The organism is Rhizobium sp. AN73 (genome assembly GCF_030757975.1).
GTDB lineage: Bacteria > Pseudomonadota > Alphaproteobacteria > Rhizobiales > Rhizobiaceae > Agrobacterium > Agrobacterium arsenijevicii.
The window spans coordinates 1,919,263-1,940,800 of the sequence record NZ_JARWME010000002.1 but is presented as its reverse complement, the minus strand read 5'-3'; the positions used below and the strand labels follow the sequence as shown (position 1 = coordinate 1,940,800).

Below are 21,538 nucleotides of genomic sequence, written 5' to 3'. Positions count from 1 at the left end.
AGCGGCGAAAAAGGGTGTTGCGGGATGAACGAGGCGGGACTTGAAACGGGCGCGGATGGCCGCGTGCGGTGTTTCTGGCAGCAGGGACTTGAGGATTACAGCCGTTACCACGATGAGGAATGGGGTTATCCCGTCACCGACGACCGCCGCCTGTTCGAGAAGATCTGTCTGGAAGGCTTCCAGTCCGGCCTCTCCTGGCTGACGGTCCTGCGCAAGCGCGAGGCTTTCCGTCTCGCCTTTGCCAATTTCGAATTCGAAAAAGTGGCGGAGTTCGGCGAGGCCGACATTGAGCGCTGCGTTGCGGACAAGGGCATCATCCGCCATCGCGGCAAGATCGTTTCGACCATCAACAATGCCCACCGCGCTATAGCGCTCCGGGACGAATTCGGTTCGCTCGCCCGTTATTTCTGGGGGTTCGAGCCTTCCGCCGCAGAAAGGCCGCAAAGGCTGGACTATGCGACACTAAGGGCCAACCCCACCAGCGACGCGTCCATTCGTCTTTCCAAGGATCTGAAAAAGCGCGGCTGGACCTTCGTCGGCCCGACGACCGTCTATGCATTCATGCAGGCCATGGGTATGGTCAACGACCATATCGAAGGCTGTCATTGCCGCGAGCCTATCGAGGCCATGCGGCGGGAGTTTGTACGTCCATGAAGGCAACGTCCCTTCTTCTGGCTCTTACCATGGCCGTGGCGGCCGTGCCGCATGCATCCTTCGCGGAAAGCCGCAATGTCGACGGCATCTGGCTGGACGATGGCGAAAGGCTCAAGGAAGTCGCCCTGCCGCCGGCCGGGCCGCTGAAGCTTGATGGCTGGACCCGGCGTGGGCGCGGCGATGTCTACCGCCTGAAAGTGAAGGCCGGGCAGACGGTAAAGATCGAGCTTGCCGCCTCCAGCGAATTCGTCCTGATGGCAGTCTTCGATTTTTCGACGCCGGACCAGGACGCGATCTTTTTCAGTGACAGCGAAGGAAAAATCGCAACGTTGACGCCGAAGACGGATACGGAATGGCTGATCCGCCCGACGCTTATCCTGGGATCACCGCGCCGCGGGCTGGGCGCACATTACGTCCTGACGGTCAGCAGCCAGAAATAACGGCTCGCCATATCTTCTTCAGACGGTTTGCGTCAGTACGATCAGGCCGAAGCTCAAAATCCCAAGCAGCACGAGCGAAAGGCTGGCGGCGACGATGACCTTGCCGCCGGCATGGCGAAGGCTGCGAATATCGACGGACAAGCCCAATGCCGCCATCGACATGATGGTGAGGATGTTGGAGAGCGAGGCGACGGGGCCGAGCAGAACTTCGGGAATGAGGCCGAAGGACCGGGCCATGATCATCAGCACGAAGCAGATGATGAACCACGGAACCATCTGCTGCAGTTTCAGACGTCCCTTGCCGGATTGGCCATGGATGACGGAAAGGGCGGCAATCACCGGTCCGAGCATCAGGACGCGGATGAGCTTGACGATGGTGCCGGTCTGCACGGCCACGGCTCCAAGCGGGGCGGTGGCGGCAAGCACCTGCGGCACGGCATAGACCGTCAGGCCTGCGAAGATGCCGTATTGGGTGGCGTCGAGACCGAGGAGCTGCGGCAGGAACGGCATCAGCAGAACAGCGACGACACCGAGAACCGCGGTGAATGCAATCGAGGCGGCGACATCTTCGGGTTTGGCACCGATGGCGGGTGCAGCCGCTGCAATGGCCGAATTGCCGCAGACGGAGTTGCCACAGGCAATAAGCGTTGCGAGTTTGGGCGGCAGCCCCAGCATCCGCCCGGCGGCGTAGCTGATGATCAGCGACAGGGCGACGATGACAGCGATACCGCCGATCAGCAAGCCGCCGGCCCCTTTGAGAATGGAAAGGCTCAACGACGCGCCGAGAAGCGCGACCGCGATTTCAAGCAGGGTCTTGGCACTGAACTTGATGCCCGCTGAGGCAACAGCCGGCAGCGACACCAGCGAACGCAAAAGCGTGCCGATCAGAATGGCAAGCACGAGATCGCCGAGCCATGCGTGCCCGGCAAGCCGCACCTGAAAGCGTTCCGCCAGAATGGCGGCGCAACTGACTGCCGCCGAGATCAGAAAGCCCGGCAGAAGCGGGGTGAGCCAGCGCAGGGAGAACTGCAGGGGATGGGGGAGGGTGCGATGCTGTGCCATGGCCAGACAATGCCGGAATGGCCTGTTTTATTCTATCAAATAATATGGCATATATTATTCGGTAAAATCGAATGAAAAAGCCATGACCTTCGAACAACTCCGCATTTTCATTGCCGTCGCCGAGCGTGAACATCTGACCAGGGCGGCGCAGGCGATCGGTCTGACCGCTTCCGCCGTCAGTTCCGCGATCAAGAATCTCGAGGCCTTTTATAATGTCGAGCTGTTTCATCGCGTCGGCCGCAATATCGAGCTGACCGAAAGTGGCCGGGTTTTTCTGGGCGAAGCGAAAGCGACGCTGGCGCGTGTCCGCAATGCGGAACTGATTCTCTCCGAAATGGGTGGCCTGACGCGCGGCGAAATCACCGTTTGCGCCAGCCAGACGATCGCCAGCTACTGGCTGCCGCCGATCCTGATGCAGTTCAAGAAGCTTTATCCCGGTGTGACCGTGCGGCTCGATATCGGCAATACGAAAACCGTCACACAGGCCGTGCTCGACGGTCTGGCGGAGGTCGGTTTCATCGAAGGCAGGATCGACGAGCCGGCACTGATGGTGCAGCCCGTCGTGTCTGACAAACTTCTGGTCGTCACCGGTTCGGCCCATCCCTTCGCCGACGGCCGATATCTCACTGCCCTCGATATACTTTACGGAACCTCCTGGGTCCTGCGCGAGCAGGGCTCCGGCACCCGTTCCGCCTTCGAGGCGGCGGTGCGGCAGATGGGCGTCGAGCCGGGAGAGCTTTCCGTCATGCTGGAATTGCCGTCCAACGAGGCGGTGGTGATGGCGGCGCGTTCCGGTGGTGCTGCGACGGCGGTGTCCGCCTCCGTCGCTTCCCTGTTCCTGCGACAGGGATTGCTGGTCCGTTCAGGCATCGATCTGCCCGCCCGCAACTTCGCCCTCTTGCGTCACAAGGAACGCCATACCAGCCGGGCGGCCATGGAACTGGAGCGTCTCAGCCGGGCGGCCTCGGAGGACTACAAGGCCGGTCTTGCCGGTCTGTAAGCTGGAAGACGGCGCCGCGCGGGCGGCGCGATCACGTCAATTCACGCGCAACGACGTGATGAACGATGCGATAATCCCGGCTTTCTTCCCCAAACGGCGCGAGCGGCCATTCCCATGCGGCGGCGCGCGCGGGAATCTCAACACCATGCAGCAGGTCTTCGTGCTGATGAACGCTGCCATTCTTGCCGATGACGTCGAAGGATGTGTCCGTCACGAGGCAGACCTTGCAGGGGAGGCCGGCCAGCGCGTCCAGATGGGTCTGAATGAGCTTCGGCAACAGGTCATCAGGCGCGCCGGCAATCTTCTCCCGCTCCAGCCGATGCCGCGCGCCGGTACCGATCTGTGACAGGAGGTTGGCCGAGACGACGAAATCGAGATAGGGCACCCGCCGCAGGAATTCGAGCGGTTCCGGTTCTTTACCGGCAACGATATCGTCAAAACCGGAAAGATCGCGGTTAACGATGCGCACGTTCTTTTTGGAATTGAAGCGCAGCTTCGCCTGAACACTGGCGAGATGCACCAGATCGACCAGGACGACTGTATCGAACATCGCCACCAGCGCACCATAGGGCACGTCGCGCAGCAGGCCCGATCCCAGCACTACCGCCGTTCGCTTCTGTTTCAGCTTTCGGGCCGATTGCAGCACGAATTGACGGCTGTGGTTTTCATGTTCCGCCCATGCCTTGGCGCAGCGGTTGGCGCGCGCCCAAAGGTTCACGGAATAGCGGATATGCGGCCGAAAAGGTTTCGGCGTGGCCGCACGCGTGGCGGCATATTGCAGGGCTTCGAGGATCATGAATGCCTAACGGTAAATTTCGCGGCGATGGCCGATTTCGACCACCAGCACGATAAGCTTGTGGTCCTGTATATCGCAGATGATGCGGTAATCGCCTACCCGATAACGCCAGAAGCTGCCGAGTTCGGAGCCTTGCAAGGCGGCACCCGTCTGGCGGGGATTGTCGAGTGTGGCCACTCTCTCTTGAAGGAAAGTGCGGATACGCTGGCGGTTCTGCGGATCGATTTTCCGCATCTCTTTCTGAACGAGAATGTCGTATTCAATTGTCCAGATCACGCCAGAACTCCTCGGCGCTCACCACCTTCAGATCCCCGCGCTGGATGCGCCGCGTCGCCTCTTCGGCAAGATAGAGATCTTCCATATCCTCGATATGTTTCTCGATCGCCTCGCGGATGTAATAGGCGGATGTGCGGCCGGTGCGCGCAGACAGCGCTTTCAGCCGCTCATAGGTCTCGTCCGGCAGGCGGATGGCCGTCTGTTTACTCATGGTCACGTCCTTTCCAGGCCGAAATGGGATACATGCATCCCATATAGCATCACTCACCTCGTGGGGCCAGCAGAACTGGAGCCTTTGCGGCTTGCCGCACAGGGCTTCATCCTCTAATACACCGGCATAATTTCAGGAAAATATCGGATCGGCATCATGAGCGAAAAAGCAAAAAAGCCTCAGAAACTGAAAGCCCGCCTGCCGCGCGGCTTCGTGGATCGCTCGGTCGCCGATATTCATGCCGTGAATGAGATGATCGAGAAGATCCGCAAGGTCTACGAGCTTTACGGCTTCGATCCTGTCGAAACCCCGCTGTTCGAATATACCGATGCCCTGGGCAAGTTCCTGCCCGATAGCGACCGCCCGAACGAGGGTGTGTTCTCGCTGCAGGATGACGACGACCAGTGGATGAGCCTGCGTTACGATCTGACCGCGCCGCTTGCCCGCCATGTCGCTGAGAACTTCAACGAGATCCAGCTGCCGTACCGCACCTATCGTGCGGGTTACGTTTTCCGTAATGAAAAGCCCGGCCCCGGCCGCTTCCGCCAGTTCATGCAGTTCGATGCCGATACGGTTGGTGCTGCTGGTGTGCAGGCGGATGCCGAAATGTGCATGATGATGGCCGATACGCTGGAAGCGCTCGGCATTCAGCGCGGCGACTACATCATTCGTGTCAACAACCGCAAGGTACTCGATGGCGTCATGGAAGCCATCGGCCTCGGTGGTGAGGAAAATGCCGGTCGTCGCCTGAACGTGCTGCGCGCCATCGACAAGCTCGACAAGTTCGGCCCTGATGGCGTGAAGCTGCTGCTCGGCCCCGGCCGCAAGGATGAGTCCGGCGATTTCACCAAGGGTGCTGGTCTCGGTGATGAGCAGATCGAAAAGGTCCTGTTTTTCGTCGGCATCAAGGATTATGCGGAAAGCGCCGATGATCTCGCACAACTGGTTGCGGGCACCTCGAAAGGAGCGGAAGGCGTTGATGAGCTGAATATCATCGGCGCTCTGGTCTCCAGTGCCGGTTACGATGCGACGCGCATCAAGATCGATCCCTCCGTCGTGCGCGGCCTCGAATATTACACCGGCCCGGTCTACGAGGCCGAGCTGTCCTTCGACGTCACCAACGAAAAGGGCGAAAAGGTTGTGTTCGGCTCGGTTGGCGGTGGCGGTCGTTATGACGGTCTCGTCTCGCGCTTCATGGGCCAGCCGGTGCCGGCCACGGGTTTTTCCATCGGCGTCTCGCGTCTGATGACCGCCTTGAAGAACCTCGGCAAGCTAGGACAGGTCAAGCCGCTGGCACCCGTTCTCATCACCGTCATGGACGGTGATGTGGAAAGCATGGGCCGTTACCAGCGCTTCACGCAGGCGCTGCGGGCCGAGGGCATCCGCGCCGAAATGTACCAGGGCAACTGGAAGAAATTCGGCAATCAGCTGAAATATGCCGATCGTCTCGGCTCCCCCATCGCCATCATCCAGGGCGGTGACGAGCGCGCCGAAGGCGTGGTGCAGATCAAGGATCTGATCGAAGGCAAGCGCCTGTCGGGTGAGATCGAGGACAATGCCAGCTGGCGTGAGGCGCGCGTGGCACAGATCACCGCGCCGGAAGCCGAACTGGTGGCGAAGGTCCGCGAGATTCTCGCACATCAGGCAGAGGACGTTCGCCGCGCCAACGAAGGGCGCTAGGCCATGGCGGTCCTCGGGCTCGATCACGTTCAACTGGCGATGCCCGCGGGCCGGGAAGATGAAGCGCGCGCCTTTTATGGCGGCCTGCTCGGCTTTGCGGAGCAGGCGAAACCCGCCAATCTGGCCGCGCGTGGTGGATGCTGGTTCACATGCGGGCTGATAAAACTCCATCTCGGCGTCGAGCAGGATTTCAGGCCGGCAAGGAAAGCCCATCCGGCCTTTCTGGTCGATGATCTCGCGAACTTGCGAAAAACACTTGAAACTGCGGGCTGCCATGTGGTTGAGGATGAGCCGCTTGAAGGATATCACCGGTTTTATGTCCATGATCCCTTCGGAAACCGCATCGAAATGATGCAGCCGCTCGAACCGTGACGAAAAGTACCGTTTCATGCCCCTGATCGACATGCCGGAATTTTCCGGAGAGCTACTGGAAGAATTCGCCGCGCGCCGCACGACGCGCGTGAACACGCCTGTCATCCAGCCCGCCGAACCGTTTCTGGATATGGCCGGCGAGGATTTGCGCCGGCGTATTTTCATGACGGAAAGCGAGACGGGCGAGAGCCTGTGTCTGCGCCCCGAATTCACCATCCCCGTTTGCCTCCGCCATATCGAGACGGCGACGGGTACGCCGAAGCGTTATTCCTATCTGGGTGAGGTCTTCCGCCAGCGCCGCGAAGGATCGAACGAGTTTTATCAGGCCGGCATCGAGGATCTCGGCGATACCGATATCGCCGCTGCCGATGCCCGCGCCGTGATCGACGCCACCGCTATTCTGAAACGCCTGCTGCCCGGCCGTTCGCTCTCCGTCACACTGGGAGACCAGCAGGTATTCGAGGCGGTGGTCGCGGCCCTCGGCCTGCCGCTCGGCTGGCAGAAGCGGCTGGTGCAGGCCTTCGGCGATATGGCGCAGCTGGAGGCGCTGCTGGAAAGCCTTGTGCATCCCAAACCCATGACTGGCCTTGATGCGCGGGTCGCCGGTCTGCTGGCGACGGGCGAGGAGGCGGTGCTGGTCGAGTATCTCGACACGGTAATGCAGGAAACCGGCTATTCCACCAATGCCAGCCGCTCGCCGCAGGAAATCGCCCGCCGTCTGCGGGAAAAGCTGGCCTTGGCGGCCACGCGCCTGCCGGATGACAGTTTCGAGCTGCTCAAGCAGTTTCTGGCCCTGCAGGCACCCTTGCAGCAGGCCTCGCAAATCCTTGGCGATTTTGCCGCAAAGGCCAAACTGAAACTGGATGGCGCGCTTTCCGCTTTCGACAACCGTGTCGCAGCACTTGCCAATGCCGGCGTCGATCTCGAAACGGTCACCTATGGTGCTGCTTTCGGCCGTCCGCTCGATTATTATACTGGCCTCGTTTTCGAGGTGGTGGAAACGGGTGGCGATAGCGTGCTGGCCGGTGGTGGCCGTTTCGACCGATTGCTGACGCTACTCGGCGCACAGGAAAAAATACCGGCCGTGGGCTTTTCGCTCTGGCTGGATCGCATCGAAGCGGTGCGTGGGAGCAAGCCATGATCACCATCGCATTGCCCTCCAAGGGTCGGATGAAGGAAGACGCCTCCGCCGTTCTGGAACGCGCCGGACTGAAGGTTGCGGCCGTCGGCAACGACCGTTCCTATCGCGGTCGCATCGAAGGACGCGACGATATCGAGATCGCCTATCTGTCGGCCTCCGAAATTGCCCGTGAGATCGGTGCCGGAAGCGTGGATTTCGGCGTGACTGGGGAGGACCTGGTGCGCGAAGGGCTGACCAACGCCGATGCGCAGGTGGAATTCTGCGCCCGCCTCGGTTTCGGCCACGCCGATGTCGTCGTTGCCGTGCCGGAAATCTGGCTGGATGTGGACAGCATGGCTGATCTCGGCGACGTGGCCTCGGAATTCCGCGCCCGTCATGGCCGCCGGCTGGCTATCGCCACCAAATACTGGCGGCTGACGCAGCAGTTCTTTTCGCGCCAGCACGGCATTCAGCTTTACCGCATCGTCGAAAGCCTTGGTGCTACCGAAGGTGCACCTGCGGCGGGGCAGGCTGATATCATCGTCGATATCACCTCCACCGGCTCGACGCTGAAGGCCAACCACCTGAAAATCCTCTCCGATGGTATTATCGTCCGTTCGGAAGCCTGCTTTGTCCGTGCCCGCAAGCCGGAACATGAAGGCGATGTTGCGGTTCACGAGATCGCGGCGCGCATAAAAGCAGCCGTCTGAAAGCACAAAAAGATAAAGCCGCCGGATCGCTCCGGCGGCTTTTTTCTTGGTCAGTCTATCGGTTCAGGCGCGGGCGGCAACCAGGCCGCGCTTTGCGTCGAGCGAGTAGGCGCCGGCGCCGAAGGTTGCGAGCAGGATGTATGCGCCGGCAAGGGTGATGTTCTTCATCAGCATGATGCCGTTCAGCGCGTTGATCCAGCCGAGAGCCGGGTCAGGCCAGCCAGGAACGGCAACCGTGCCGCTGTGGAAGACGAGGCCGGTGAATACGCAGAAGATGGCAAGCGCCCATGCGGCGATCTTGGTCTGGAAACCGGTGAGAATGGCAAGGCCGGCCACGAGTTCGAACAGACCTGCAAGATAGGCAAGCGCGGTTGCGGCGGGCATGCCGGCGCCCGTAATCATGCCGGCGGTGCCAGCCGGATCGGTAAGCTTGCCGAAGCCGGAATAGATGAAGATGAAGGAAAGCAGAATGCGGGCGATGAGAACGAGGACGTTCTGGCTGCTGGACATGGATATCTCCGGTAAATGATCGGCGTGTCGCCGGTTGAACTGCAAGGCAATGTCTGGAGATATCAATGCCCGAAAATCATCTATCCATAAAGATGAACAACAGGAGACAAATTGTCTTCATTTTGTGAACGATGCCGGCCGTCTGTTCAATGATGTTTAGGCGGCGAAGCGAATATCCTCGAAACGCGGAAACAGGAACAGGCCAGAGATACGCCCTTGCTGGCCGGCCTCAAAACCGGAGGATTCGCCCATGCAGATAAGCGGCTGCCGCATTGCCGGCAGGGTGAGCAGGCCGGTGGAAAAGCAGAAGCGCGAAGGTGCGGCGGATGCCTGTTCGAAAAGTTCGAGCACGCGGGCGTGGTGGCCACGGTCATAACAACGGATCAGGCTGAGCAGGCCGCATTCACCCTGCGGCAGGCCATGCATGAAAGATGCGTGTTCACCAAGCTTGATGACGCCGCTCGAAAGATCGCCGATCCATTCTTCCGAAATAAAGAAATGAGACAGGGTCTGAGCATCCGGCATGGTCGTTGCGGCCGCAGGCAGAGCATCGTTGCGTCTTGATATTTCGAACAAATCGCGCCCCCGCATGAACATCGTACCAGCGCCCGCAATTTCAAGCGTCGCTGCCAAGTTGATCTTTCATCCCCATCCGCAGTCGAGCATGATTGCCAAGCATCGAACCCCTTCAATGCTTGCGTCCCGTCGCGGCACCCTTACGGGGGCTGACTTATAGTTTATTTTATCCTACCCACAACAACCAGTCAGAGAGAAAATCAAAAATAATATGTATTCCTGCATCGCAATCGCGAAATATACGAAAAAAGACAACTAGATGTCGCACTTATAAACTGGAGAAGGCGGAAATCCGTCCCATCGGCGATCGTGATTCGCCTTTCGTGGCATCCGATTATTGCACGCGCTGCCTAAAACAAGCCGGCTAAAGTTGCCGCTGTTTCAAAAAGAGACAATATTTTTTAAGCCTGCTCCCGGCAAGCGGAGATATTCCGCCAGACCTCGAAAAAGGGCAGGGCGGCAAAGTAAAAGGGCGATCCGAAGACCACCCTTTCGTATTCCTGAGGCAGGACTGATTGGAAGTCCATGCCGCCCGTGTGGTGCGCTTGCGACGCCAGACCGCTAAAACGGCATGGGCTGCAACGAAAAAGGGCGATCCGAAGACCGCCCTTTCGTATTCCAGAGACAGGACTGATTGGAAGTCCATGCCGCCCGTCTGGTGCGCTTGCGACGCCAGACCGCTAAAACGGCATGGGCTGCAACGAAAAAGGGCGATCCGAAGACCGCCCTTTCGTATTCCAGAGACAGGACTGATTAGAAGTCCATGCCGCCCATGCCGCCGCCAGGCATCTGGGGCATTGCCGATTCCTTCTTCGGAAGTTCGGCGATCATGGCTTCGGTGGTGATCAGCAGCGAAGCAACCGAAGCTGCGTTCTGCAGAGCCGTGCGAACAACCTTGACCGGGTCGACGATGCCGAGCTGGATCAGGTCGCCATATTCGCCGGTCTGGGCGTTGTAGCCGTAGTTGTCTTCGTTCTTGTCGAGGATCTTGCCGACAACGATGGAAGCTTCGTCACCTGCGTTTTCTGCGATCTGGCGAACCAGAGACTGCAGAGCCTTACGCACGATGTTGATGCCGGCTTCCTGGTCGTCGTTCACACCCTTGACGGTGATCTTCGTGGAAGAACGCAGCAGGGCAACGCCGCCGCCCGGTACGATGCCTTCCTGAACAGCAGCGCGCGTCGCGTTGAGAGCGTCGTCGATGCGGTCCTTCTTTTCCTTCACTTCAACTTCCGTCGAACCGCCAACGCGGATCACGGCAACGCCGCCAGCGAGCTTGGCAAGACGTTCCTGCAGCTTTTCGCGGTCGTAGTCGGAAGTGGTTTCTTCGATCTGCGCCTTGATCTGGGCAACGCGGCCTTCGATGTCGGACTTCTGGCCTGCGCCGTCAACGATCGTGGTGTTTTCCTTGGAGATCGAAACCTTCTTCGACTTGCCGAGCATGTCGAGAGTTACGGTTTCGAGCTTGATGCCGAGGTCTTCGGAAATGACGGTACCACCGGTCAGGATGGCGATGTCTTCCAGCATGGCCTTGCGGCGGTCGCCGAAGCCAGGAGCCTTGACGGCAGCGATCTTGAGGCCGCCACGCAGCTTGTTGACGACGAGCGTTGCAAGAGCTTCGCCTTCTACGTCTTCAGCGATGATGACGAGCGGCTTGCCGGTCTGAACGACAGCTTCGAGAACCGGCAGCATGGCCTGGAGGTTCGAAAGCTTCTTTTCGTGCAGAAGGATGTAAGCGTCTTCGAGGTCCGCAACCATCTTTTCCGGGTTGGTCACGAAGTAAGGCGACAGGTAGCCGCGGTCGAACTGCATGCCTTCGACGACTTCGAGTTCGGTTTCAGCGGTCTTGGCTTCTTCAACCGTGATGACGCCTTCGTTGCCGACGCGCTGCATTGCTTCAGCGATGTCGAGACCGATCTGACGCTCGCCGTTTGCAGAGATCGTGCCGACCTGAGCAACTTCTTCCGAAGTGTTGATCTTCTTGGCCTTGGCCTGAAGGTCCTTGACGACTTCTGCAACAGCAAGATCGATGCCGCGCTTCAGGTCCATCGGGTTCATGCCGGCAGCAACTGCCTTTGCACCTTCGCGAACGATGGCCTGGGCCAGAACGGTCGCGGTGGTGGTGCCGTCACCAGCGATGTCGTTGGTCTTGGAAGCTACTTCGCGAACGAGCTGTGCGCCCATGTTCTCGAACTTGTCTTCCAGTTCGATTTCCTTGGCGACGGAAACGCCGTCCTTGGTGATGCGCGGTGCGCCGAAGGACTTGTCGATAACGACGTTACGACCCTTCGGGCCGAGGGTTACCTTCACTGCATCAGCAAGAATGTCGACGCCCTTGAGCATCTTTTCGCGCGCTGAGCGGCCGAATTTGACTTCTTTGGCTGCCATTTTCAAAACTCCTGGTTTCGAACGGCCGGAATGGATCCGGCTTGAAATTTAAGGAAACGATGGGTTCGGCGAAATCAGCCGATGATACCCATGATGTCGGCTTCCTTCATGATCAGAAGGTCTTCGCCGTTGAGCTTGACTTCGGTGCCCGACCACTTGCCGAACAGGACGCGATCGCCAACCTTGACGTCGAGAGCGACGACCTTGCCGGCCTCATCGCGAGCGCCGGAGCCGACGGCGACGATTTCGCCTTCCTGCGGCTTTTCCTTGGCGGTATCGGGAATGATGATGCCGCCCTTGGTCTTTGCTTCGGATTCAACGCGACGAACGACGACGCGATCGTGAAGCGGGCGGAAATTGGTGCTTGTCATTGCCTAATCCCTCGATCAAATGACTTCACGAGCCTTTTGAGGCCCGCGTGATGGGTGTTAGCACTCCCCTTGTTGGAGTGCCAGCGAAGCGGAGATAAGGAGGCGCTCCCCGGAGTCAAGAACGCGCTGTCGGAAAAATTTCACGCCCTATGGTTATCAGCGTTCCATGACAGAAATTTCCCATGCGCCGGCGGGCGCGGGCAAACGACCTCTTTTGCAAGTCGCCATCGTTTCAGGCGTAGCGGGGTTTTATGTTCGGATGGTGACGGGTGGGCCGAAGGCAGGTCCGGCACCGCTTTTTTCCTTGCCATCGGCGTCCTGCTTTGCCATGTGACGTACACCCTTTTCTCGCATCCGGAAAGCATATCATGGCCCATCGCATTCTCACCCTCGGCGAAATCACTGATGGCTTCGACGTTGTTCTTTCCGATGTCTGGGGCGTGCTGCACAATGGTGTCAGCGCTTTCCCGGATGCGGCGGTTGCGCTGCACGAAGCGCGCAAGGCCAGCAAGACGGTGGTGCTCATCACCAATTCGCCGCGTCCCGCCCCCGGCGTCATCGCCCAGCTTCGCGTGCTCGGCGTGCCTGACGAGGCCTATGATCGTATCATCACCTCCGGCGACGTTACCCGTGGCCTGATCGCGGAAGGCCCGAAAAAGTCTTCCTGCTGGGCCCGGAGCGGGACATGCCGCTGCTGGAAGGTCTTGATGTCGAGCGGGTCGGCGAGGCGGATGCGCAATCCGTGGTCTGCACTGGTTTCTTCGATGATGAGACGGAGACGCCAGAGGATTATACGGAAATGCTGAAAGGCTTCATCGCCCGCAAGGTGCCGATGATCTGCGCCAACCCCGATCTGGTGGTGGAGCGCGGCGAGCGCATCATCCCCTGCGCCGGCGCCATGGCCGCCTATTACGAACAGCTCGGCGGCGAAGTCCGCATTGCCGGCAAGCCGCACGCGCCGATCTATGAAGCCTGCCTTGCGGCTGCGAAAGAAGTGCGCGGCGCCTTTGCCAAGGATCGCGTGCTCGCCATCGGCGACGGCATGCCGACGGATGTGAAGGGCGCGATTGCGAGCGGCCTCAACCTTCTTTATATCAGCGGCGGCATTCACGCCGCGGAATATACGCTCAACGGCCAGACGGATGAAGCGCTTCTGAACGCCTATCTGAAGGGGCAGGGTGCTGCTCCCGGCTGGTGGATGCCCCGTCTTGCCTGAGAACGGCTCGCTTGGGGAATAGCTGGCGTAAAAAATGGATCGACTGCCATGACCGTCTTTCATCGCAATGAAAAAAAGAGCCGCTGCCGGAAGCTCTTCGCGGTGGCGTCATCGCGATCGGCAATTTCGATGGCGTGCATCGCGGCCATCGCGCGGTTCTGGACCGTGCGCTGGAATTGGCAGAAGCGCGCGGCGTTCCGGCACTGGTGCTGACTTTCGAACCGCATCCGCGCTCCATATTTCGCCCCGACACGCCGGTCTTCCGCCTGACGCCTGCACCGTTGAAGGCGCGCATCCTCGAGGCCATCGGTTTCCGCTCCGTCATCGAATACCCCTTCGATCGGGAGTTTTCGCAGCGCTCGGCGGAAGAATTCGTCCAGTCCATTCTGGTTGACTGGCTTCACGCCAGCGCGGTCGTCACCGGTTTCGATTTCCATTTCGGCAAGGGCCGCGAAGGTGGTCCGGCATTTCTGATGGCGGCCGGCAAACGCCATGGCTTCGATGTGACGCTGGTGGATGCCTTTCGCGACGAGGGCGCGGATGTCGTTTCCTCAAGCCGTATCCGCTCGCTGTTGTGCGAGGGGGACGTGGCGGGTGCCGCAGGCCTGCTCGGGTATCGTTTCACGGTAGAAAGCGAAGTCATCGGCGGCCAGAAGCTTGGGCGCACACTGGGTTACCCGACAGCCAACATGGCGCTCGCTCCGGAAACGGAGCTGAAAGCGGGCATCTATGCCGTGCGGTTCCGCCGTCCCGATGGTGCGATCTACGACGGCGTCGCAAGCTTCGGTTATCGCCCGACGGTTACCGAAAACGGTGCAGCACTTCTGGAAACCTATGTCTTCGATTTCTCCGGCGATCTTTACGGAGAGATCTGTTCGGTGTCCTTCTTCGGGCACCTGCGTGACGAGCTGAAATTTGACGGTTTGGAACCGCTGGTCGCGCAGATCAGGCGTGACGAGGAAGAGGCGAGGGCGATGCTGTCAGGCGTGCGGCCGCTCAGCGAATTGGACGCGAAGATCGCATTTTGAGCGGGCAGGTAATCCTGTCCCCTATTGCTGTCGCTTTTCACTTCCTTTTTGCCGGAAAACCGCATAAACAACCGGCCATGTCCCAATACCGGTTGCTGTTTACAGTTCAGATTGGCCGAATTATTGGCCCGGCCTTCCGCCCGCTCTGAAGAGCCGGAAGGTCCGGGATTTTGGCGCTCGTCATGGCATTTGACCTGGCGCTTTCCGTATTTGCCCTCTTTGAAATTGAGACGGCGCGACCGAAACGGCGCGCAACAACGGTACAATTATGAGCGACACCGCAGAAAAACTTGACTATTCCGCCACCCTCTACCTGCCGCAGACGGATTTCCCGATGCGTGCCGGCCTGCCGCAGAAAGAGCCGGAAACGGTGAAACGCTGGCAGGAAATGGGCCTTTACAAGAAGCTCCGCGCTTCCGCCGCCGGCCGCGAGAAATTCGTGCTGCATGACGGCCCGCCCTATGCCAACGGCAACATCCACATCGGCCATGCGCTGAACAAGATCCTGAAGGACGTCATCACCCGCTCGTTCCAGATGCGCGGTTATGATGCCAATTACGTTCCGGGCTGGGATTGCCACGGCCTGCCGATCGAATGGAAGATCGAGGAAGCCTATCGCGCCAGGGGCAAGAACAAGGACGAGGTTCCCGTCAACGAATTCCGCAAGGAATGCCGTGACTTCGCGGCCGGTTGGATCAAGGTTCAGTCGGAAGAGTTCCAGCGCCTCGGCATCGAGGGCGACTTCGACAATCCCTACACGACGATGAACTTCCACGCCGAAGCCCGCATCGCCGGCGAACTGCTGAAGATCGCCCGGACCGGCCAGCTTTATCGCGGCTCGAAGCCGATCATGTGGTCGGTGGTCGAGCGCACGGCGCTGGCGGAAGCTGAAGTCGAATATGCCGATGTCGAGAGCGACATGATCTGGGTGAAATTCCCGGTGAAATTTGTGCTGCGCGACGGCCCTGTTATGACGGACCTACTTGGCACCTCCGTCGTCATCTGGACGACCACGCCGTGGACCATCCCCGGCAACCGCGCCATCGCGTTCTCTTCGCGGGTCGAATATGGCCTGTTCGAAGTCGAGAGTGCCCAGAACGATTTCGGCCCGCAGCCGGGCGAAAAGCTGATCTTCGCAAAGAAGCTCGCCGATGAGGCCGCTGCCAAGGCGAAGCTGACCTTCAAGCTCGTTCGTGACGTGAAAACCGAAGAACTGGCCGCCATCACCTGCGCGCATCCGCTGGCATCGCTCGGTTACGATTTCGTGGTTCCGCTTCTCGAAGGCGATCACGTCACCGATGATGCCGGTACGGGTTTCGTGCACACCGCGCCGAGCCATGGCCGCGAGGACTTTGACGTCTGGACCGCGCATCAGCGTGAGCTGGAAGCGCGCGGTATCTCGTCTGCCATCCCGTTCCCGGTCGGCGATGACGGTTTCTACACCGAGGACGCTCCGGGCTTCGGCCCGGCCGCCGAAGGCGGAGCGGCTCGCGTCATGGATGATAACGGCAAGAAGGGCGATGCCAACGACCGCGTCATCAAGGCGCTGATCGCTGCCCATAACCTCTTTGCCCGCGGACGTCTGAAGCACAGCTATCCGCATAGCTGGCGCTCCAAGAAGCCGGTCATCTTCCGCAACACGCCGCAATGGTTCGTCTATATGGACAAGGACCTCGGCGACGGCACGACGCTGCGTTCGCGCTCGCTGAATGCCATCGACGACACCCGTTTCGTCCCGGCCTCCGGCCAGAACCGCCTGCGCGCCATGATCGAAGGCCGGCCCGACTGGGTTCTGTCGCGCCAGCGCAGCTGGGGCGTGCCGATCGCCGTCTTCGCCGACGAGAAGGGCGAAGTTCTGGTCGACGAGACCGTCAACGCCCGCATCCTCGAAGCCTTCGAGGCCGAAGGGGCGGATGCCTGGTTTGCCGAAGGCGCCAAGGAGCGTTTCCTCGGTAACGACCACGATCACGCCAAATGGCTGCAGGTCATGGATATCCTCGACGTGTGGTTTGACAGCGGCTGCACCCACACCTTCACGCTGGAAGACCGCCCGGACATGAAATGGCCGGCGGACGTCTATCTCGAAGGTTCGGACCAGCATCGCGGCTGGTTCCATTCGTCGCTCTTGGAAAGCTGCGCGACGCGTGGCCGCGCGCCCTATAACGCCGTCGTCACCCATGGTTTCACCATGGACGAACAGGGCCGCAAGCAGTCCAAGTCCCTCGGCAACGTGGTTGCGCCACAGGACGTGATGAAGGAATCCGGCGCGGATATCCTGCGTCTGTGGGTCATGACCACCGATTACTGGGAAGACCAGCGTCTGGGCAAGGCCATCATCCAGACCAACATCGATGCCTATCGCAAGCTGCGTAACACCATCCGCTGGATGCTTGGCACGCTCGCCCACGACAACGGCGAAGAGATCGCCTATGCCGATCTGCCGGAACTGGAAAAGCTGGTGCTGCACCGCCTGTCCGAGCTGGATAAGGTCGTGCGCGACGGGTACGACGCCTTCGACTTCAAGAAGATCACCCGCGCGCTGATCGATTTCGCCAATGTCGAGCTTTCGGCTTTCTATTTCGACATCCGCAAGGACACGCTTTATTGTGACGCGCCGTCGTCGCTGAAGCGCCGCGCATCGCTGTCGGTCATCGCCAAGCTGTTCGATTGCCTCGTCACATGGCTTGCGCCCATGCTGCCCTTCACCACCGAAGAGGCGTGGCTTTCTCGCTACCAGCAGGCGGAATCGGTGCACCTTGCCCAGTTCCCGGCAATCCCGGCGGAATGGAAGAACGACGCGCTCGAAGCGAAGTGGGAAAAGATCCGCAAGGTCCGCACGGTCGTCACCGGCGCCCTGGAAGTTGAGCGCCGTGAAAAGCGCATCGGCTCCTCGCTCGAGGCTGCACCCGTCGTGCACATTGCCGACAACGATCTTCTGGCGGCTCTCTCAGGGCAGGACTTTGCCGAAATCTGCATCACCTCGGCCATTTCGGTGGTTGGCGATGAAGGCCCCACCGATGGCTTCCGTTTGCCGGAAGTCGCCAGGGTGGTGGTTGAGCAGAAGCTGGCGGAAGGCGCAAAATGCGCCCGCTCCTGGCGTATCACCACCGATGTCGGTTCCGACCCGGACTATCCGGAGGTTTCGGCCCGCGATGCGGCAGCACTACGCGAGCTTGCCGCGCTCGGTTGATTTGAATTTGCGCATCGGCCCGAAAGTCGGAAACGAGTTTCGGGCCGATGCGTGACGAAAATGGCCGGATGAATTGCGCTTTAGCTCTTCATCCGGTACACCTGCCTGAAAATGGCCGGATTTGCACGGCAATGCGGGCTACCGCCTGCCGAAAGACGATGTCTGGCGAAATGGGACGGACGGCTGGAAGGGTTTTTATGAAGACGATGAAGGCTTTTGGGCAGGCTAATGCGCAGGGTTTGAGCATGTTTCGCACGGTTGCAGGTATCACGGCGATTGGCGTGTTGCTCGGCGCCTGCACGAGCCCGACCTACGGCACGGGCAAGTCGGCGGCCGAACAGCTTGTCGACGATCTCGGCAGCGCGACCTCGATCACCGGCAACCAGGACAAGCGCAACCTGAAATACAGCCCGCGCCCCGGTCTTGTCGTTCCCGCCCAGTCCCGCGCCGAACAACTGGCAACGCCGCAGCAGAACATGGCGAACCGCGAAAACAACCCGCAATGGGTTGAATCGCCGGAAGAGACCCGTGAACGTCTGCGCGATGAGGCGGATGCCAACAAGAACAATCCGCACTACCGCTCGCCGCTGCTCGCCGGCAACGGCACGGCTGGCCAGATGACCGAAAGCCAGAAATGGGAAGCCTTCCGCAAGGCCAAGGCCGAGTCCCAGGGTGGCTCCGTCGTCAACGCCCAGCGCAAGTTCCTCACCGATCCGCCGGCTGAATATCGCAGCGTTCCGCAGGATCAGCTGACTGATCTGGGTGAACCTGAGCAGAAGAAGGAAAAGCGCCGCAAGAAAGAAGCGGCTGTGGCAAACACCGGCAAACCCTGGTGGAACCCCTTCTGATAAAATGAATGGCTGATGGCCTGCGGGAAAGCCTGTGCCTCCCGCCGGCCACTTATTCGTCGAGACGTTTCTCGCGAAAGAATTTCCGCAGAATTTCCGCACTTTCGCTTTCCGCCAGCCCCGAATAGACATCCGGCGCATGGTGGCATGTCGGCTGGCTGAAGAAGCGCACGCCACTATGCACTGCGCCGCCCTTGGGGTCTTCCGCGCCGTAATAGAGACGGCGGATGCGGGCAAACGAGATCGCCGCCGCGCACATGGTGCAGGGCTCCAGCGTTACATAAAGATCGGCGCCGGGCAGGCGTTCCTGTTCCAGCGCCTCGCAGGCCATACGGATCACGGCGATTTCGGCGTGCGCCGTCACGTCGTTCAATTCACGGGTGCGGTTGCCGGAACTGGCAATGACGCGGCCGTCCAGAACCAGTACGGCGCCGATCGGAACCTCCTGCCGCTCGCCGGCGGCACGGGCTTCCGCCAGCGCCAGTTCCATGAAATGCGTCCTTTCGGCCATTGCGTTTCAATTTCCTCTTAACCCTTGTGCTTGGACCTGATAGGACAGCCCAAACAACAGGCAAACAGCAAATGACTTTTAAAGACAAGCCGAAGCGTGACGGTGGCAAGACTTTTAGCCGCGACAAGAAGCCGAAAGGCCCCGGCAAGCCCGCCACCGAGCGTGAAAACAAACCGGTAGAAGCCAAGGCGGCTCCGGTGCAGGATGCCGTCGTCGGCACCAAGCCCGAGCGTATCTCCAAGATCATGGCGCGCGCAGGCGTCGCCTCGCGCCGTGATATCGAGCGCATGATCATGGAAGGCCGCGTGTCGTTGAACGGCGTCAAGCTGGACACTCCGGTGATGAACGCGACGCTTTCGGACAAGATCGAAGTGGATGGCATGCCCATTCGCGGTGCTGAACGCACGCGCCTGTGGCTTTACCACAAGCCCGCCGGTCTGGTGACGACCAACTCCGACCCGGAAGGTCGCCCGACCGTTTTCGACAATCTGCCCGGTGAATTGCCACGCGTCCTGTCCATCGGTCGCCTCGATATCAATACCGAAGGCCTGCTGCTGCTCACCAACGATGGCGGTCTCTCCCGCGTGCTGGAATTGCCAACGACCGGCTGGCTGCGCCGCTACCGTGTGCGCGCCCATGGCGAAGTCGATCAGGCCGCACTCGACAAGTTGAAGGACGGCATTGCCGTCGACGGCGTGCTTTATGGCGCGATCGACGCGACGCTCGACCGCACCCAAGGCCACAACGTCTGGATCACCATGGGTCTGCGCGAAGGCAAGAACCGCGAGATCAAGAACGTGCTCGGCGCTCTCGGTCTTGAGGTCAACCGCCTGATCCGTATCTCCTACGGTCCGTTCCAGCTCGGTGATCTGGGTGAAGGCAAGGTGCTTGAAGTGCGTGGCCGCATGCTGCGCGACCAGCTTGGTCCCCGCCTGATCGAACAGGCCGGCGCCAATTTCGATGCGCCGATCTATGATGCGCCCGTCGCCGACGACGAGGAAGAAAACACGCCCAAGCGCGCTGTCCGGTCCGAATGGGCAAAGGGCGACGCGCCGGAAGGCAAGCCGCGTTTCGACAGGGCTGCCGGCAAGCCGGAAGATCGCCGTGAAAAGGCGCTCGGCCGTCTCGACACCAAGCGTGGTGACAAGCCCGCTGGCAAGTTCGGTGGCAAACCCGCCGGGAAATTCGGCGCTAAGGGCCGCGGCGAGGATGAGGGCGAAGAGCGCCGCCCCGCCCGCCCGCCCATCGGCACCAGCCGCACGGCCAATGTCTGGATGGCGCCCGGCGCAAAGCCCACCCGTGACGGCAAGGAGCGCAAGTCTTCCGCCCGCGCGGAAGCCGAAAGCCTGTTCAAGAAGCCATCCGCCCAGGCGGAAGCCCGCCGCAACGTTGTCCGGCATGCCGATTCCGAGGGCGAGTGGATCCGTTCGGATTCTCCGCGCGAAGAGGAAGGTGGTCGCGGACGCGGCGACCGTCCGCGTGGTGAAAAGAGCTTTGGAGATCGCGCCGGTCGTGGCGAGAAATCCTTTGGTGACCGCCCGTTCCGTGACAAGCCGCGCGAAGCGGGTGATCGCCCGCGTGGCGACCGTCCCCGCGGTGAGAAGAGCTTCGGAGATCGCACCGCACGCGGCGGAAAACCTTTTGGCGACCGTCCGTTCAGCGACCGTCCACGCGGTGAGAAGAGCTTCGGAGATCGCACCGCGCGTGGCGAAAAGCCCTTCGGTGACCGCCCGTTCCGCGACAAGCCCCGTGAAGATGGCGATCGTCCTCGTGGCGACCGGCCTTTCGGAGACAAGCCGAGGGGCGCAAAGCCGGGTGGAAAACCGGGCGGCAGGCCCGCATCGGGCAAGCCTTCTTTTGGCAAATCGGGCGAACGTTCGGGTTTTTCGGGCAAGGGTAAAGGTCCCGGCGGCGGCAGTGGCGGTCCCGGTGGCGGCAAGCCGGGCGGCAAAGGCCCGGGTGGCAAACCTTCTGGTGGCAGGGGAATGACACGTAATGCGGATCGTAGGCGGTGAGTTCCGCGGCCGAAATCTGGCCGCGCCGAAAACAAATTCCATTCGTCCGACAATCGACAGGACGCGGGAAAGCCTCTTCAACATTCTGAGCCACGCCTATCCGGAAAGTCTTGACGGTACGCGCGTTCTCGATGTTTTCGCCGGAACGGGCGCGGTAGGGCTCGAAGCCCTGTCGCGCGGTTGCCGTGTGGCGCTCTTCGTCGAAAACGGCGTCGAGGGCAGGGGGCTGTTGTGGGAAAATATCGATGCGCTGGGGCTGCACGGGCGTGCCCGCATCCTGCGGCGTGACGCGACCAAGCTTGGCGGCGTCAACAATATCGAGCCTTTCGATCTTCTGTTTGCCGATCCGCCCTATGGCCAGGGCCACGGGGAGAAGGCTTTCGCTGCTGCCCATGGCGGCGGCTGGCTGGCACCCGGCGCGCTCGCCATTCTGGAAGAGCGCGGCGATGTCGTGGTCAGTGTCGAGCCGGTGTTCAAACCGCTCGAAAGCCGCATCTTCGGCGACTCGAAAATGCATTTCTACCGCTACGAACCCTGACGGGCACTTTCCCGTCAGGCCACGGT

20 protein-coding genes and 2 pseudogenes are annotated in these 21,538 nt (G+C 60.6%); 13 read left to right on the top strand and 9 right to left on the bottom strand.

Annotated features, from left to right (window positions below; translation table 11 throughout):
• Positions 1 to 24: 24 nt before the first annotated feature.
• Both RBH10_RS19545 and RBH10_RS19540 read left to right on the top strand, forming a co-directional pair.
• Positions 25 to 654 carry a DNA-3-methyladenine glycosylase I gene (locus RBH10_RS19545; protein ID WP_045024070.1) on the top strand — a complete coding sequence of 210 codons (630 nt, stop codon included), beginning with the start codon at positions 25 to 27 and terminating at the stop codon, positions 652 to 654.
• Complete coding sequence (locus RBH10_RS19540) at positions 651 to 1,094, top strand: hypothetical protein (RefSeq protein ID WP_045024068.1); 444 nt, start codon at positions 651 to 653, stop codon at positions 1,092 to 1,094. Before RBH10_RS19545 ends, RBH10_RS19540 begins: the two co-directional genes overlap by 4 nt.
• An 18-nt stretch (positions 1,095 to 1,112) precedes the next feature.
• On the opposite strand, the gene RBH10_RS19535 is transcribed toward RBH10_RS19540, so the two are convergent.
• On the bottom strand, positions 1,113 to 2,156 hold the full coding sequence (locus RBH10_RS19535) for a YeiH family protein (RefSeq protein ID WP_281039670.1): 1,044 nt from the start codon (positions 2,154 to 2,156) through the stop codon (positions 1,113 to 1,115).
• A gap of 82 nt (positions 2,157 to 2,238) precedes the next feature.
• Here RBH10_RS19535 and RBH10_RS19530 point away from each other — a divergent pair, with 82 nt between their 5' ends.
• Positions 2,239 to 3,156, top strand: a complete 918-nt coding sequence (locus RBH10_RS19530) for a LysR substrate-binding domain-containing protein (RefSeq protein WP_045024064.1) — start codon at positions 2,239 to 2,241, stop codon at positions 3,154 to 3,156.
• 31 nt (positions 3,157 to 3,187) lie between these two features.
• Here RBH10_RS19530 and RBH10_RS19525 read toward each other — a convergent pair whose 3' ends face one another.
• Genes RBH10_RS19525 through RBH10_RS19515 form a run of 3 tightly spaced genes read right to left on the bottom strand, consistent with a single transcriptional unit; the run spans position 3,188 to position 4,439 of the window.
• Entirely contained in the window at positions 3,188 to 3,952 is a 765-nt protein-coding gene (locus RBH10_RS19525; RefSeq protein WP_281039671.1) for a hypothetical protein, read from the bottom strand.
• Positions 3,953 to 3,958: 6 nt separating this feature from the next.
• Entirely contained in the window at positions 3,959 to 4,228 is a 270-nt protein-coding gene (locus tag RBH10_RS19520) for a type II toxin-antitoxin system RelE/ParE family toxin (RefSeq protein WP_281039672.1), read from the bottom strand.
• On the bottom strand, positions 4,212 to 4,439 hold the full coding sequence (locus tag RBH10_RS19515) for a DUF6290 family protein (RefSeq protein ID WP_306180767.1): 228 nt from the start codon (positions 4,437 to 4,439) through the stop codon (positions 4,212 to 4,214). The genes RBH10_RS19520 and RBH10_RS19515 overlap by 17 nt, the downstream gene beginning before the upstream one ends.
• Positions 4,440 to 4,595: 156 nt before the next feature.
• Here RBH10_RS19515 and hisS point away from each other — a divergent pair, with 156 nt between their 5' ends.
• The 4 genes from hisS to hisG are packed head-to-tail and all read left to right on the top strand — an operon-like array spanning position 4,596 to position 8,321.
• Positions 4,596 to 6,119, top strand: a complete 1,524-nt coding sequence (gene hisS / locus RBH10_RS19510) for a histidine--tRNA ligase (RefSeq protein ID WP_281039674.1) — start codon at positions 4,596 to 4,598, stop codon at positions 6,117 to 6,119.
• 3 nt (positions 6,120 to 6,122) lie between these two features.
• Entirely contained in the window at positions 6,123 to 6,491 is a 369-nt protein-coding gene (locus RBH10_RS19505; RefSeq protein WP_281039675.1) for a VOC family protein, read from the top strand.
• A gap of 16 nt (positions 6,492 to 6,507) precedes the next feature.
• Positions 6,508 to 7,632: an ATP phosphoribosyltransferase regulatory subunit gene (locus RBH10_RS19500; RefSeq protein WP_281039676.1), complete on the top strand. Its 1,125-nt coding sequence runs from the start codon at positions 6,508 to 6,510 to the stop codon at positions 7,630 to 7,632.
• Positions 7,629 to 8,321, top strand: coding sequence for an ATP phosphoribosyltransferase (gene hisG / locus RBH10_RS19495; RefSeq protein WP_045024050.1), 693 nt, complete (start codon positions 7,629 to 7,631; stop codon positions 8,319 to 8,321). Before RBH10_RS19500 ends, hisG begins: the two co-directional genes overlap by 4 nt.
• A 63-nt stretch (positions 8,322 to 8,384) precedes the next feature.
• Here the strand turns inward: hisG and RBH10_RS19490 are convergent, their stop codons facing one another.
• The 4 genes from RBH10_RS19490 to groES all read right to left on the bottom strand — a co-directional run bounded on the left by RBH10_RS19490 (position 8,385) and on the right by groES (position 12,166).
• The gene (locus RBH10_RS19490) at positions 8,385 to 8,831 is read right to left on the bottom strand and encodes a DoxX family protein (RefSeq protein ID WP_281039677.1); all 447 of its coding nucleotides are present in this window, start codon (positions 8,829 to 8,831) and stop codon (positions 8,385 to 8,387) included.
• Between the two features lie 156 nt (positions 8,832 to 8,987).
• Positions 8,988 to 9,422 carry a hypothetical protein gene (locus RBH10_RS19485; RefSeq protein ID WP_045024121.1) on the bottom strand — a complete coding sequence of 145 codons (435 nt, stop codon included), beginning with the start codon at positions 9,420 to 9,422 and terminating at the stop codon, positions 8,988 to 8,990.
• 738 nt (positions 9,423 to 10,160) lie between these two features.
• Positions 10,161 to 11,795 carry a chaperonin GroEL gene (groL, locus tag RBH10_RS19480; protein ID WP_045024046.1) on the bottom strand — a complete coding sequence of 545 codons (1,635 nt, stop codon included), beginning with the start codon at positions 11,793 to 11,795 and terminating at the stop codon, positions 10,161 to 10,163.
• Between the two features lie 74 nt (positions 11,796 to 11,869).
• On the bottom strand, positions 11,870 to 12,166 hold the full coding sequence (gene groES / locus RBH10_RS19475; RefSeq protein ID WP_003503180.1) for a co-chaperone GroES: 297 nt from the start codon (positions 12,164 to 12,166) through the stop codon (positions 11,870 to 11,872).
• A gap of 368 nt (positions 12,167 to 12,534) precedes the next feature.
• On the opposite strand from groES, the pseudogene RBH10_RS19470 reads away from it, so the two are divergent.
• From RBH10_RS19470 to RBH10_RS19455, 4 genes and pseudogenes are all read left to right on the top strand, one after another.
• Positions 12,535 to 13,382 (top strand): annotated as a pseudogene (locus tag RBH10_RS19470) (TIGR01459 family HAD-type hydrolase).
• 48 nt (positions 13,383 to 13,430) lie between these two features.
• Positions 13,431 to 14,410: pseudogene (locus RBH10_RS19465) on the top strand (bifunctional riboflavin kinase/FAD synthetase).
• A 268-nt stretch (positions 14,411 to 14,678) separates the two neighbouring features.
• Entirely contained in the window at positions 14,679 to 17,600 is a 2,922-nt protein-coding gene (gene ileS, locus RBH10_RS19460) for an isoleucine--tRNA ligase (protein ID WP_281036072.1), read from the top strand.
• Positions 17,601 to 17,797: 197 nt separating this feature from the next.
• Complete coding sequence (locus RBH10_RS19455; protein ID WP_281036073.1) at positions 17,798 to 18,448, top strand: hypothetical protein; 651 nt, start codon at positions 17,798 to 17,800, stop codon at positions 18,446 to 18,448.
• A 52-nt stretch (positions 18,449 to 18,500) separates the two neighbouring features.
• Here the strand turns inward: RBH10_RS19455 and RBH10_RS19450 are convergent, their stop codons facing one another.
• Positions 18,501 to 18,959 carry a nucleoside deaminase gene (locus RBH10_RS19450; RefSeq protein WP_045024036.1) on the bottom strand — a complete coding sequence of 153 codons (459 nt, stop codon included), beginning with the start codon at positions 18,957 to 18,959 and terminating at the stop codon, positions 18,501 to 18,503.
• Positions 18,960 to 19,030: 71 nt separating this feature from the next.
• Between RBH10_RS19450 and RBH10_RS19445 the strand changes: the two genes are divergently transcribed.
• Positions 19,031 to 20,974, top strand: coding sequence for a pseudouridine synthase (locus RBH10_RS19445; RefSeq protein WP_281036074.1), 1,944 nt, complete (start codon positions 19,031 to 19,033; stop codon positions 20,972 to 20,974).
• On the top strand, positions 20,955 to 21,512 hold the full coding sequence (gene rsmD / locus RBH10_RS19440; RefSeq protein WP_281036075.1) for a 16S rRNA (guanine(966)-N(2))-methyltransferase RsmD: 558 nt from the start codon (positions 20,955 to 20,957) through the stop codon (positions 21,510 to 21,512). Before RBH10_RS19445 ends, rsmD begins: the two co-directional genes overlap by 20 nt.
• Positions 21,513 to 21,538 lie beyond the last annotated feature (26 nt).